13 protein-coding genes are annotated in these 14,557 nt (G+C 40.5%); 1 reads left to right on the top strand and 12 read right to left on the bottom strand.

The window, feature by feature from the left end:
• Positions 1 to 128: 128 nt before the first annotated feature.
• Together MWU78_RS09270 and MWU78_RS09275 are read right to left on the bottom strand one after the other, a co-directional pair.
• On the bottom strand, positions 129 to 2,357 hold the full coding sequence (locus tag MWU78_RS09270) for a TonB-dependent receptor (protein WP_246997197.1): 2,229 nt from the start codon (positions 2,355 to 2,357) through the stop codon (positions 129 to 131).
• A 215-nt stretch (positions 2,358 to 2,572) separates the two neighbouring features.
• Positions 2,573 to 3,115, bottom strand: coding sequence for a hypothetical protein (locus tag MWU78_RS09275; RefSeq protein WP_246997198.1), 543 nt, complete (start codon positions 3,113 to 3,115; stop codon positions 2,573 to 2,575).
• A gap of 533 nt (positions 3,116 to 3,648) precedes the next feature.
• Between MWU78_RS09275 and MWU78_RS09280 the strand changes: the two genes are divergently transcribed.
• Positions 3,649 to 3,789 (top strand): hypothetical protein, encoded by a 141-nt coding sequence (locus MWU78_RS09280; RefSeq protein WP_246997199.1) that lies wholly within the window; start codon positions 3,649 to 3,651, stop codon positions 3,787 to 3,789.
• Between the two features lie 21 nt (positions 3,790 to 3,810).
• On the opposite strand, the gene MWU78_RS09285 is transcribed toward MWU78_RS09280, so the two are convergent.
• From MWU78_RS09285 to MWU78_RS09330, 10 genes are all read right to left on the bottom strand, one after another.
• Positions 3,811 to 4,905, bottom strand: coding sequence for an amidohydrolase family protein (locus MWU78_RS09285; protein WP_246997200.1), 1,095 nt, complete (start codon positions 4,903 to 4,905; stop codon positions 3,811 to 3,813).
• A 443-nt stretch (positions 4,906 to 5,348) separates the two neighbouring features.
• Positions 5,349 to 5,957, bottom strand: coding sequence for a nucleotidyltransferase family protein (locus MWU78_RS09290; RefSeq protein WP_246997201.1), 609 nt, complete (start codon positions 5,955 to 5,957; stop codon positions 5,349 to 5,351).
• Positions 5,954 to 6,964, bottom strand: coding sequence for an XdhC/CoxI family protein (locus MWU78_RS09295; protein WP_246997202.1), 1,011 nt, complete (start codon positions 6,962 to 6,964; stop codon positions 5,954 to 5,956). Before MWU78_RS09295 ends, MWU78_RS09290 begins: the two co-directional genes overlap by 4 nt.
• Before the next feature lie 2 nt (positions 6,965 to 6,966).
• A complete protein-coding gene (locus MWU78_RS09300; protein WP_246997204.1) occupies positions 6,967 to 8,166 on the bottom strand; it encodes a molybdopterin molybdotransferase MoeA in 1,200 nt (399 codons plus the stop codon).
• A gap of 30 nt (positions 8,167 to 8,196) precedes the next feature.
• Entirely contained in the window at positions 8,197 to 9,063 is an 867-nt protein-coding gene (locus tag MWU78_RS09305; protein ID WP_246997206.1) for a polysaccharide deacetylase family protein, read from the bottom strand.
• Between the two features lie 44 nt (positions 9,064 to 9,107).
• Entirely contained in the window at positions 9,108 to 10,184 is a 1,077-nt protein-coding gene (locus MWU78_RS09310) for a HesA/MoeB/ThiF family protein (RefSeq protein ID WP_246997208.1), read from the bottom strand.
• 50 nt (positions 10,185 to 10,234) lie between these two features.
• On the bottom strand, positions 10,235 to 10,828 hold the full coding sequence (locus MWU78_RS09315) for an NTP transferase domain-containing protein (protein WP_246997210.1): 594 nt from the start codon (positions 10,826 to 10,828) through the stop codon (positions 10,235 to 10,237).
• 66 nt (positions 10,829 to 10,894) lie between these two features.
• Positions 10,895 to 11,878 (bottom strand): GTP 3',8-cyclase MoaA, encoded by a 984-nt coding sequence (moaA, locus tag MWU78_RS09320; RefSeq protein WP_246997213.1) that lies wholly within the window; start codon positions 11,876 to 11,878, stop codon positions 10,895 to 10,897.
• A 112-nt stretch (positions 11,879 to 11,990) separates the two neighbouring features.
• Positions 11,991 to 12,245 (bottom strand): MoaD/ThiS family protein, encoded by a 255-nt coding sequence (locus MWU78_RS09325; RefSeq protein WP_187583873.1) that lies wholly within the window; start codon positions 12,243 to 12,245, stop codon positions 11,991 to 11,993.
• Between the two features lie 2 nt (positions 12,246 to 12,247).
• The gene (locus MWU78_RS09330) at positions 12,248 to 14,476 is read right to left on the bottom strand and encodes a molybdopterin cofactor-binding domain-containing protein (protein ID WP_246997215.1); all 2,229 of its coding nucleotides are present in this window, start codon (positions 14,474 to 14,476) and stop codon (positions 12,248 to 12,250) included.
• Positions 14,477 to 14,557: the final 81 nt, after the last annotated feature.

Genomic DNA, 14,557 nt, shown 5'->3' on the forward strand with positions numbered 1-14,557 from the left:
AACCCGGGGGGCATTTTGTATCGAGAACTTTTGGTGGGCATTGAAATCCGAAAACAAGAACCACACAAAAAAGCTCCTTCCCCTCAGAAGACTTAAGGGAAGGAGCTATTATTTGGTTACAACCTCCATTAAAAACTAACGGATACTTTGCCCCTGATGAAGAACGGCGTTCCAGGTGTAAAATGGATTTCCTCCACCGCTTCCGCTTCGTTGAACAACCTACTGGTAGTCGCAAATTGGGTCTCGTTCCATTCCGTGTCAAATAGGTTGTCCACGATGAGTCCAAAACTCCAATTTTTCCAGGAATAATTTAGATTGAAATCGGTTACAAAATACCCCTTGGCAATAATGGAATTGTCTTCATTGGCAGGTCTGTCCTTGATAAATCTATAGTTCAATCCCCCCGAGAAGTTCTTAAGTCCTTTAAAGGTAAGTCCACCCGAAGAGGTCAGGTCCGGCGCCAAGGGAATATAATCCTCGCCACTAGGGTCTTCAGCACTTCTGGCATAGGTGTAATTAACATCGCCATAGGCGTACAACCAGTCCGTTAGCTGGTACCGCGCTCCAAAGTCAACCCCAAAACGCTTGGTCTTGCCACTGGGTTCCACAATGCCCGCATCTCCAACATATACAAACTCCTGCTCCAAAAAAAGATGCCACAAGGCCATATTTAATACCAATCGGTTTTTTGGCTTGTAGATAGTACCTATATCCGCCCCGAAGGCCAAAGGCAATATTCTTTCCCCATTATTGGCGGTGACCACCCTAGAATCGTTGGAATGAAACCCAATTCCGGTTTTGGCATACAACTGTAAGTCCTGGGACGCCTGGTAAATGGCATTTAGCTTGGGACTGACCACCAATTTATTTTCACTTTTGTGGTCATAGGTTGTCGTCAATAGATTTTCATAATCGAATTTTAAATAATCCAGACGGACACCAGGATTAATATTCCACTTATTTATTTTGTAATTTATATTGAAGAACCCATAGGCATTCAATTCATCAATATTGCCCAAGGCAAGTCTTTCCAAGGTGGTCTTTCTGTTCATGGTATGGGAAAGCTCTACTTCGTTAGCGTCGTCATATCTAAACCCTAATCCTGTATTGAATCTCAACTGCGAATTATTTTCTAAGTGAAGGGTTTTATCATAGCTGGTCTCTCCCCCAATCAGGGTTCTATTTTCCTTTTGCTTTATTTGATCTCCATTAATAGGGTCCTCTAGGAAAAAAGTGAAATTGGAATACAGTTCAAAATCATATTTTGAAACAAAGAATTTGGATTTAAGTCTACTGTGCTGATCAAATTGTTTTTCATGATTTAATAAAAGGTTTGTACGACTGGTATTGCCCCCTTCGGTATCATCAATGGCGCCGAACCTGCCAATGCTTCCATTGTCGACAGCCCGTTGGGGAATTTGCCCGGAAGCATCCCATTTGCTCTGAAAATGTGAGGCGGTCAAATTCACTTCGTTGGCGGCATCGTCCTTATGATTGTACCTTCCCATAATGTTTATTCTATTAAAATTCAGGGGAGATTCAAAAACGCCATCGGAAATCAAATATTCTGAGGCTAAATAGGCATTATCATCATCGCTTTCCAATAGTTTTAGCATCCCCAAGCCCCTTAAGGTATTGTATTTTCCTACCTCCATGCTAACCATATTTTTATCCAATGTCTTTTTGGTAGTCAGGTCCACATAGCCGGCGGTATTAAAATTACCTTTATCGGCATAGTAAGGACCCTTGCCAAAATCTATATTATCTATGGTTTCCGGAATTATGAAATGCATATCGGCGTAACCTTGGCCATGGGCATGGGATACCATGTTTACTGGTAAACCATCCACATTTATAGCGATATCCGTTCCATGGTCTATATCAAATCCCCTTAGAAAAATTTGTTCGGCCTTACCACCACCGGCATGCTGTCCAATAATGAGACCAGGTACTTTTCTCAGGATTTCCTGGGAAGATTTAACGGGGTCGGATTTAACGTCCACATTTACAAAACTGCTCATGGCATTGATGTTGGATACCAGTACCACCTGATCCAAAGAAACCGTGGCCTCCTCCAAAACAATCTGAAGATTGATGTCCAACTGACTTTCCGTTATGGGCAATTCTTGGTTCTTAAATCCAAGACTGTAAAAATAGATACGATCATTGATAGTGACGTTTGCCAGACTAAAGGCACCCGAATTATTGCTATAGGTATAATTACCGGTATTCTTATTGTACACCCCTACTCCACTTAAGGGGGTGTTTTCCTGGTTGGTTATTGTTCCACTTATTGTATGGGCTTGTAAGGCACCGGAAAGTAAAAGAATCAATAAACCAAGGGTATTTTTAATCATAATATTAATTTTTTGTGCGGATAGCCTTATGCTATCCTTCATATATATATTTGGCATACCTATCCATGGCAGGCCAATGGCCTTGAACGGGATAGAGTAGTATGTGTTTTCTTTAAAGTATCTTGAGATTGGACAATAACAATGAAGAAGCAAACCAATTGGATCTATAATTGGATATTGGATTCCTTTCAAAAGTTATGCTGTTCCAAAAATTACTAAAGGGCTTTTGGAGGAGGTACAATGAGGTGTTTAATTCCTTTGGAAGTGTTTTTCCGTATATTGGAAAAATAGGTTTTTGCAAATGTCGTTATAGCTCGGAAAGTTCTGTAATTGATAACCACTAGATGCTTGTCCATATCCACGGGTACCTCTATGTTGTCGTTGTCTTGATGGGTTGGGGTTGAAGCACTGAATGCCATACTAATAAAATCTATAATTTCATGACTATGGGGCTCAGCATTATGTTGGTGGGGATGGGCATGCGGGGCTATATCGTTTGATTCTGTATGTTCAAGGCTCTCTGTTAAATAGGTTGATGCCCCCACCTTGGCCTTATCTTCATGGGTATGGCCGTAAAAATCCTGGGTATTGGAGGTAAAGGAGTGATGCCCTGTTCCTTGATCAAGTGAATGCGATAAAAAGTGCATGAGTTCCGTTAACTCCTGCTGCATAGGTGCCATTAGATAGCAAATGCCAATAAAGACAGCTAAACTTCTAAACAACCACGGCTTTAAGCCTTTTTCCTTTTTATGGATCACGGATACCTTTTTAATACTCTACCTACGGAAAAATCATGCGATGGGTTTGATTTTCGCGGAAAAATATAAAATTGCAACGTTATAGCTGTTAAAATATCGTGAAACATTCTTTAGATTCTTCTAAGGGATTATCCAAAGTCAAAGGTTGACTAAGGAGAGTATTTAGAATTTACGTTTTAGTATTTAGAAGTTAGTATTGAGAATTGGGTACAGGGCATTAGGAAAAAAAGAACCAAAAACCTGGATGACAGAATCTTAATAGTGTCGAAAGTTGAAAGTTTTGCCGAAAAGAGATATTGGACCTTAGTTTATATGTGTAACGATTAATTTAGGGAATGATTCTTAATAAGTTGATTTGAAGATTTTTATAGAATAATATTTCAATAATAAAACATTTGGAAATCCTTGTTGAAATAGATTTGGGAAGTGGTATAACAGTAAATATTGGGTAAAAAATTTAACATTAAAACAACAATTTAATTCCACCTGCGTTCTATAAAAAAAGTAATTTTATATCACAAAAAAAGAGCGATATGTCATTTTTATCACCACAAATTGAGGCTTTGGCCAAAAGAAAAAAGGAACAATCCCTGATCAAAAAACCAAATTCATGTGGTATTTTTCAGGAATACGGACATCTGGAAAAGATTCAAAAACCTCTGGATAGGAAATAGTCGCTTTTAAAAGCGTTATTATTATTCCTTTGGGAATAAGCTTTTATCCAATCCAGGAATGAGTTTTAGCGCATTCTTGTAATATACTTTTTTAAGTACCTCATCCGGTAGGTTCATACCGTACATGGGCCAGAAAGCATGGTATTTCTTGTGATATGGGAAATATTCGTCATCGGATTCCAAAACTCTAAAATAGGTAGGAAATTCTTCTGGTTTCCAACTGTCCTTACCAAATAGGATCCGGTCCTGATATTTTACAAAAAAGGTATGTGCATTTCTTGGTTGTCGGCCCAATTCCGCAATAATAGCTCCTATACCCACATACATATTGGGCATTTCGTCCATTAATTTCCCCAAAGTGCCCAAATCGTTGGCATACCACCCCATATGGGCATTGATAAATTTGGTTTTTGGATGCTTTTTAAACATTCTGTGTTGCTCTCCAATAATTTGTTCCCATGAAGCTGGATCCGTTGAAGAACGTTTTCTGCGGGGATGTGTCTTTAATTCCAACCACCTTTCATTATCGGAATTCACCTCATCCCAAAACGGTTTTGGATCTGCGGAGTGAATAAGAACTGGCACTCCCAATTCTGCGCATTTTTCCCAAATGGCACTTATACGGTCATCATCTACAGCCAATCGTTTTCCCGAGGTATCAGTATCCCTTAGACCTAAACTCTTATAAACCTTTAGTCCCTTGGCACCATTTTTAATGTCAGCCTCCAATTGGGCAACTGCCTTCTCGGCCCAGTCCGGCTTACCTACCCCATCAAAATCAACGTTGGCAAAGACCGCAAACCTATTGGGATAATGATTTTTGATATTTTCCAAAGATTTTTTAATTCTATCTCCCGAGCCACCACTTAGATTAACCATTATTCCCAAGTTTAGCTTATCCATATCTGATATAAGGGGAGAAAGGTCCTGCGTTGGCATTTGGTATTGATGGCCATGGACATCTATAAACGGATATTTTGCCTTATGAATTTCTTCTCCTGGAACTTTAAGTGTCGATACTGGATTGTACTCCTCAAAGCTCATGTCTTGGGCTAATAGGTTACTGGTAAAAGCTATTTGTAAAATACAAAGAAGGGATAAAGTTTTTAATGACATTGCAACATTGGATTAGATCCTAAATTTATACTTTATAGTGGACAACACGAAGTTTGGAGTAAAAAAATTACTTTTAATTACTCCTGTAATGGATGTCCAATCTCAAGGGTTTCTGTTTCGGGTTTCTATTTTTTTCCATATTCCAACCTGAACCTTGAACCTGCCAGCCGCCGCTGCCCACTCTTTAAGATTAAGAATGAGATTGCTTCTTCGCCCTAGCTCATCGCAATGACGTATTGGGATATGTTACACTCATGTTGGGCTTTAAATTTGGAATCACTTTTTGTTACTGCCAACCGCTACTGCCCACTGTAATAGACAGAATGCTGCGTTTCACACCCCTTCCGTCTTCTCCTTTGTAGAAGCCACCTTCCCCTGACTTGGGGAAGGAGCAATTTTACACGTCAGTATTTTGAACCTTGAACTTTATAATTGCCAACAATTCATTGTTCACTCTTTTTCACCCGCTCGTATTCTTCCAAAGTATCAATATCCACCTCTTTTCCGTTAGGGGAAAGGGTGAGGACATCAGCTATATGGGTTTTTATAATATCCCTAGCTCCGAAATCGGAGTCCAATGCCAGTAAGGCTTCAAAATGGGCTTTACCAAAAATGGCAGGCACTCCCACCCTGCTTGTATATTTTGTGGCTACAATACTGTGATGGGAATTTGTAAAGTGATCTATCAGGGCATTTAAATACTGCCCATCTATAAAAGGTTGGTCGGTCAACATTATTAAAATACCATCATAGTGTTCTTTCTGCTTCAAAAGATGTTTGGTTCCACAGGCAATTGAATTCCCCAATCCCATTTTCCAATCGGGATTATAAACAGTCTCCGTGCTGCCAAATTGGGTTTCTTGAATTATTTCCTCCATATATGCCCCTAAAACGGTCAGTATGGTAATTGCATTGGAATCCTGTGCATTTTTAAGGGCATTGCCGATTAAGGTGGTATTTCCCCAAGGCAATAATTGTTTTATGGCTTTCATACGGGAAGAAGTCCCGGCTGCCATCATCAAAATAGCTATGTTATGCTCTTTAGGTGTCAATCGTGTATCCCGGTTTCTTTATCTTTTAAAAGTATAGGTTCTTTTTGTCTGGAAACGGTTAGGATTTCGGCAACGATAGCTACTGCAATTTCCTGAGGTGTCTCAGCTCCTATATTTAGTCCAGCGGGTCCATGGATACCGTCCAAGAAGTCGTAGGTGATCTCGGGGCTAAGTTCCATTAGTTCATTAAACAACTTTTCACGTCTTTTATGCGGGCCCAAAAGACCTAAATAAATGGGCTTTACATTACTTAATGTCAACAAATACTTTAAGTCTTTGGAATAGCTGTGATTCATCAGGATAATGGCCGTATGTTGATCCACTTCCCCCAGGGGAAAGCCCTCAGGGAGGGTTCCAAGAAATTCATGGGCACCTTCAAAATCCAGTATATTCTTTTCCTCGGAGGGGTCAGCGATAACGGTTACTTCCCAGCCAGTTAGGGCGGCAAAACCGCATAATTGAACCGCATCGTGTTCAGCGCCAATGATAAATAGCTTAAAACAGGGTTTCATATTTTGCTCAAAAACCTCAAGATCATCTTTTCCTTGATACCCAGGGAACAATGGCAATTCCTTATTGCCAAATATAAAGGTTGAGCCAAAATGGGCATTTAAACCTTCTTTTTTTTTAAAATAAGAGCGTACCTTAAAATGTTGTCGCGATTGAATTGTTTGCTCAAAGGTTTCCAATAATATGGTGTCCGGTCTAAGGGGCTCCAATAAAATGTAAAGTATTCCCTCACATCCCAAGCGGTATCTGCCATCATAGGTCATTATTTTTGAGATTTGATCGTCAAATACGGGTTGGGCCTGTCTAATTACTTCCTTTTCAACACATCCACCACTTACCGCTCCTACCATATGTCCATTTTCCAGTATCAGCATTCGCACACCAGGTCTTCTATATGAGGAGCCATCCAAGGCTACTACGGTAGCCAAAACGGTCTTTAGGCCTCTTGAAGTGGCAGCTTGGTATTCACGTATAATTTTTTTGAGTTCGTGTGTCATAATTATAATAAATCTCTGGCCGGTACAAAGGGCACCAACTCCCCCACCTCATAAGGTTCATTTTTAGGTTCAAGCACAATAAATCCGTCTGTATTCACCAAACTGCACAGGTCTCCCGATCCATTCTCCTTCACCAATGAGACCACTAAATGTCCTCTGTTAAACCCCAGTTTAACTCTCAGTAACATTGTTAAATCGCCCTTCACTTCAACAGTCTCTTTTAAAATAGCGTCAATTTTTAGTAGTGGTAAGTATAATGATAGTTTAAGCCAATCCTTAAAATAGACATTGTAATTTGCAAAAGTAGAGACCGGATTTCCGGGAAAAGAAAATACTACCGTTTTAGTCTCTTTTTGAATTCCGAACCAAAATGGCTTCCCAGGTCGTTGGAATACCCCGTGAAATATTTTTTCTACGCCCAATTCTTCCATTACCTGTGGAATAAAATCAAATTTCCCCTTGGATACCCCTCCACTTAAAAGGACAGCATTGTTCACTTTCAAAGTGTTGGCAAGAGCTTTTTTTATACTGTCTTTTTCATCAGGCAGATGGAGTTTGGCAGGAACAATACCCTCTTGTGACAAAGCCGAATATAGGGTATGGATGTTGGATTTCCGTATTTGGTGTGGCAAAGGGATTTCGTCCACCTCTACCAATTCATTTCCAGTGGACACAATTGCCACTTTTGGCAATGTTCGTACCAAAACAGAGGCTTTGCCCACGGCCGCCAATACCCCTATTTCTGCGGCTGATATAATAGAATTTTTTTCCAGGACTAAATCGCCTTTTTTTTGATCACTTCCATTGAAGTGAATGTCTTGTCCCTGAACTGGGTTTTTAATTAAGCTGGCCCAACCATCATCTATGACAATATGTTCATACATGACCACCGTATCTGCATTGCCGGGTACCACTGCCCCTGTCATTATTTCAATACAATTAGCTGTGTTTTCAAGGGGTTGGGAGGGCATCCCTGCGGCCAATACCCCTTCTATTTTAAAAGTGGTCTGCCCCTTTTCAATGGCATCATAGTTTATGGCAATTCCGTCTTTGGTAGCCCTATTAAAAGGAGGAAAATTTCTATCGGCAATAATATCTTGGGCGAGAATTCGGCCCATAGCTTGTTCAAGGGAAACTAGTTCATTGCCGAAATCCTGACATTGGTCCAATACTTTTCGATAAGCGTCTTTAAAGGAAATCATGGTACACAAGTTACAATAAAAGAAGATTTGTTAATGGATTGCCCCTTGTAATTCTCTCCAAGTAATAGGTTTAATGTTCCGTTCCTTTAACAGGGCTGCCGTATTGGGATTGGTGAAAAAGTCAAAATCCATTTGTCGCCATTGGGAACCAAAATTGGGATGGTCCACACAGACCAGCTTCATTTCCATATTATCAAAGGCCGGATGAATCAAAATCACATTTAGTCCGGCTGTAAGTTTGCTGAGCATTTGGGTGTACAATTCCCCTAGGCCCGAACTGTTCATTGCGTTAAAATTGCCTATATGTACCTCATGCACAATGTTGTCCGAGTCCTGTAGTGAATCAGGATTGCCTACATCCTTCAACAGTTGGTCACTTAGGAAAATGGGCAGCTTGTATTCCTTGCCTAAATCCCTGTAGACTTCAAGTAATTCTTTGGTAAGCCCCAGGGTGTACATATGGGAATCCAAATGGGTGGGTTTAATTCCGGCATTCAATGCCCTATCAATTTGTGCTTTCAGTTCTTTTTTAACCTCCTCTGGCTTCGCCAATTTCTTTACTTGCTCTCTTTTGGCATGAAAAAAACCAAGTTCATCTACCAAGCTAGGGACTTCGGAATAAGGGAGTACGGGGCCAAATTTGTAATGTTTCCATTCGCATGTCAATGTTAGGTGGATTCCACAATCATAGTGTGGGTGTTGTTTGGCGAAATTAGCTATATCCCCAAACCATGGACAGGGAACCATAATACTATACGAAGATACAATCCCTTTTTTCAAAACTTCAATTGTGGCTGCATTTTCTGAACACGATAGACCGGCGTCATCGGCATGAATCATTAAAAGGGTGTCATTCTTGCTATACCCCAATCGCTCTAGGTCGTAATGGTTGGCCATATAATTTCAATTTGTGGACCGTTGAGGCCCATATGCAACTAATTCTATTTATGATGGGCTAGAAACCTATCAACTCCTCCTATTATATTGTAAAGTTCTAGTTTGTTATTTATTTCTTCCAACATTCTTACTCCCATTTCACTTCTTTTTCCGGATTGACAAAGTAGATAAATTGGACTTTGGAAGTCCAATTCCTTTGTTCGGCCCTTTAATTCGTCCAAAGGAATATTTACAGCTTTAACTTGTGGTAAGGAAAAGTTTTCAAATTCCACTTCGGTCCTAACATCGATTATTTGGAGAGCTTTGCCCTCGCTTAACTTTTCCTCAATTTCCTCCACACTTATACCAGCAGTTGCTCCACACAGCTCTGCTCCATAGGATTTATGAAGTTTTTTCAACATTAAATTTTCTGGTTGAAGACTAAATGTAATGGCTTGATATGATTGATTCAATCCGTTGAATAACAACAGTTTACCGTTTAATACTTCGCCAATACCTGTAACTATTTTCACAGCCTCCAAAGCCTGAAGATTTCCTACAATACCTGGAATTACCCCCAAAACCCCATTTTCGTTACAGTTTGGTATCTCTGCTTGCTGGGGCATGTTGGGAAACAAACATCTATAGGTTGGGCCACCTTGGTAATTAAAAACGCTAAGCTGTCCTTCGAAGCCTTGTATGGCCCCGGAAACAAATGGTTTTTTTAAGATTACACAAGCATCATTTATCAAATAGCGCGTTGGGAAATTGTCGGAGCCATCTACTATAACATCAAATTGTGAAATAACTTCCAAGGCATTGTGCCTTGTGAGAAAAGTATCGAATGTTTTAAATTGTGTGTTGGAATTCTGAGCATTTAATCGCTCCAAAACAACCTCTATTTTTGATCTTCCCAAATCCTTTTCCGTGTACAGGACTTGTCGTTGCAGATTGGTGATTTCAATAATATCCTGCTCCACAATACCTAACGTGCCTACTCCCATTGCATTTAGATACAGCAGGGCGGGAATTCCCAATCCGCCTGCACCAATCACCAAAATACTGGAGTCCTTCAGCTTTTGTTGGGCTTCGGGTCCGAAATCCTTTAAAATGGTCTGTCTCTGGTATCTATTGAAGTTCATATACAAATAAGAATACGAGTTTAATATTTTCTGTAGTCCACGGGATATCCCTAATTGGGGGCTAATCTCCGCAAAACTTTTTCATAGTCCTCCTTGAAGTTTGCATTCCACAATACTTCTTCGTTCTCAGGAAACACCAACTTAATATCTTCATTGATCAAAAATTTACGCGGACATGTACCAGGCCCGTTTTCTAAATAATCCAATGATTTTTGTAGACCGGAAGGTTCCCAAATGGCACATAAAGGTTCAGGCAAGCCACTTTCCCTGGTAGCAAAAGCAGTAGCCATTTTGTTCGGATTCCGTAGGTGGATCAATTGTTCAAGGGCATCCTGATCCATTAGCGGCAGATCACAGGCCAAAACCAGCCATGCCACGTTTGGATTAAAATTGTGGGCGCTTAGTAGTCCATTGTAGGGACCTTTAAATTTGTTTTGATCAATAATTAGATTGTGATTTGCAGAGAATTCCGAAGCCTGTTCCTCGCGAATGCTCATATAGGTGGAATCGCATACCTGCTGCAGGAGTGTGTAAAGGTATTCGCGTTGTGCTATGCCATGATATTCTATTAAACCTTTGTCGGTTCCCATTCTGGTACTTTTTCCACCGGTAAGTACTAGACCATATATTTTAGTGGAGTTCATTTTCTGTAGTTAAATTAACTGTGTTCTACCATAAACCAAAATTATTCAGGTTTTGGACACAATGATTTATCCGCCTATGGAGGTCATTGAATTTTCAAATATTCCGTCATATTTTTCCTGTTCCTCAAATCCGGTTTTGGATCTACTACCTATGGCTTTGAGAATATGTTCTTTAATTTTTTCTTCGGCATTTTCACCGCGCATCACCTCTCTAAGGTTCATTCTAGGTTTACCATACAGGCAAGTGATCACATCTCCTGTGGCCGATATCCTTAATCGATTACAACTACCGCAGAATGTTCTGGTAAAGGAGGGTATAAGTCCAAAAGTACCTTTGTGTCCCTTTATTTTGTAATTGATGGAGGTGGATGTTTTGGGAGATTCCAACTTGGTAATATCGGAGTATTCCGATTGAATATGGCTCAATATTTTTTTATAGTCCCAAGTAATGGTGTTGAAGGATTTGCTCCCACCGTTGAATGGCATTTCTTCCAAAAAGCGAACGGATACCGGATAATGCTTCATTACCTCAAGTATTGGTAATATATCTTGGGTGTTCTGATTTTCGAGTGCAATAAAATTAATGCGGACGTTAAAACCCTCCGCAATCAATTTCACCAAATTGTTATAAACGGTTTCATATTGATTTCGTCTTGTAATGCGTTCAAATGTTTCCTTGTCAATGGCATCGAGGCTAACATTGATATTTTTGATTCCCAAAGATTTTAATTCCTTGATATGTGGACCGATCAATGTGGCATTCGTTGTAATGGAAATATCTTTTAATCCTTTTAGATCGGAAAGTTTTCGCAATAATATCATTAGATCTTTTCTTACAAATGGTTCACCACCTGTAATACGAATTTTGTCTATCCCCTGCCCTACCATAATTTCGCTCAATTTACAGAGCTCTTCAATGGTAAATAAAGAGTTTTTTTGAGCAAAGTTGATACCCTCGGAGGGCATGCAATAGTTGCAGCGCAGGTTGCAACGGTCGGTTACCGCCAACCGTAGATAATTTATTTTTCTATTGTGATTGTCTATCAGCATTTTTCCTCTTTTTTACTCACAAAGTGAGTTTTGAATGCTCCGACACTTGTGTCGAAATGTTATCAGTAGTTTCCTTCCGATATCCTCATGGACCTGCCCTGAGGTAATTAATTTATCCGCCACTTACTGGTGGAATTAGTGCAATTTCATCAAAATTATCGATTATGGTGTCATCATTTGCATAAGAATTGTTTACTGCAACGGCCAAAGATGATAATTTTTTCAGCTCAGGGTACATTTTACCCAAATATTCCTTTAGCTCTTTCACGGTCTTGGATTTTTTTACACCAAATTCGCTTGAGCTTGGCATGGACAATGTTGAGCTACCAATAATGTCCTTTGTAACACCAAAAAGTAATATCGTCATATTTATCCAATTATAGGTTTAGTCGGGACTTGCATTAGTTCCGGGAATTTTGAAAATGGCTGCTGCGTAAATCTATTGCCGGTTGCGGCCTTTAAGGCGTTTGCAACGGCTGCACCTGCAGGTGGTAAGGTTGGTTCCCCCAATCCCGTTGGTGCAATTTCATTTTGTATTAGATGTGATTCCACTTCAGGTATTTCTCCCATTCGTATCAAACGGTATTTGTCATAATTCTGAGACTGGGGTTTCCCGTCTACAAAAGAGAGGTCACCGTACATAGCATGGCCTACACCATCTATAACACCGCCTTCTATTTGATTTTTGGCGCCCAAGGGATTTACCACTATACCGCAATCTACCACGCAGGTAACTTTTTTTACGACAGGCATCCCGTTTTCAATTCCCACATCGGCGACTTCCGCTACATGCGAATTATGGCAATAATAAGCGGCAAAACCCTGGAAGACTCCCTCTTCTTTTTTACCCCAACCTGATTTGTCCACAGCTACTTTGATAACATTTTGCATGCGTTCCGGGGAATATTGGATACGCTCGTCCGTAGTGCCTTTAACTTTTTCCAATAAATCCAAACGTAACTGAATACGGTCCACTTCCATGGTCTCCGCCAGTTCGTCAAAGAAACTTTGTTCGGCAAAAGCCAAGAAATTGGTATAAGGTGCTCTCCACGCTCCGGTGGTAATATTGCTTTCATAATTGGCGACATCCACCTGGTAATTTTCTATGGCACCGGCAGGGAAGAAATTAGGTATTAATCCATACATGTTTCCACCAATAGCTGCCTCCTTTAAATGGTAAGCTGTTACTTGGTCGTCTTTTATGGCCGCTTTAATTCTGTATTTTATAGCAGGGCGATACGTACCTGAGGTCATGTCATCTTCACGTGAAAACACCAATTTCACCGGTTTTTTTATAGCATCGGCAATTTCCGCCACCTCATAAACAAAATCCCCGTAAAGTCGCCTTCCAAATCCGCCACCCATACGGGTCATTTCCAAATGAACTTCCTTAACGTCCCTACCCAGCATGCCTGCTACAGCGGTAGCTGCAAATTCCGGTGTTTGTACAGGACCTACCAAATGGATCTTTTCTTCGGTAATATTGGCGAAAAAATTCATCGGTTCCATACAGTTATGGGGCAGGAAGGGTGATTCATAGGTGCGCTCCAATATTTTATCGGCCTTGGCAAAGGCTTTATCAATATCTCCGTCCTTTCTCAGGGTTTTAAATTCCTTTCCATCAAGCAATCCAATTAATTGCTTATCCTGAAACTCCGTACTTTCCATTACAGCACCATCTGTCCATTGGGCTGAAATTGCTTCCTTGGCTTTAAGGGCCTCCCAAGTAGATTTTGCAATGACTACTACTTTATCACTCTTGCTCATTGCTACCGTCCAGTTACCGACTCCTTCTTTTGAAAGTTCCTTAGCCTTTTCACCTATTCTAATTACATCCAAAACACCGGGCATGGACTTTGCCTTGGCATCGTCATAGGAATCCAATATTTGACCAAAGGCAGGTGGCCGCAATACACAGGCGTATACCATACCGTCTACCTTGTAATCCAAACCGAAAAGGGGTTTACCTGTTATTATCTTGTCTATGTCCACATTTTGGGCATCTGTCCCTATAATCTTGAAATTCTTTGGTTCCTTGAGGGTTACATTCTCCGGAACTTCCATGGCTGCTGCCTCCTTGACAACATCCCCATATCCTAAGGTTTCGCCTTTGGCATTGCTGATTACGCCTTCAGAGGTAGTGCATTGTGATGGGTCTACTCCCCATTTGACGGCAGCGGCATTTACCAACATTTGACGCGCTGTTGCCCCTGTCTGTCTTAAGGGCTCCCATCCAAGTCGGATCGACTGGCTTCCACCTGCAAGCTGTCTGGTATAATTCTCGGTGTCCAAAATTCCCTGCTGTACATAAACCTTGTCCCAGGCCACATCCAATTCTTCGGCAATAAGCATGGGCATAGCTGTTTTTACGCCCTGACCAATTTCAGGATTTGGTGAAAAAATGGTTACCGCACCATTATCTGCAATTTTTATAAAGGCATTGAAATCATTAAAATTTAACTGGGAAATATCTACAGGTGGTTGCACCTTGGGCTTACAGGCAGTGAAAAGATTAAACCCTATGAGCAGTCCACCACTGGCAAGTGATGAAGTCCTAATAAACGACCTTCTGTTAAAAGTTATAGATGAGTCTGACATAATTTTTTGTTTTTTTATCCTCAATATTAAAGGATGAATTTTTTTGAGGTAAGCGAATACAGTAGCCTTTATGCCCAGTGG

The sequence above is a fragment of the Arenibacter sp. F26102 genome (assembly GCF_023015865.1).
Taxonomy (GTDB): Bacteria; Bacteroidota; Bacteroidia; order Flavobacteriales; family Flavobacteriaceae; genus Arenibacter.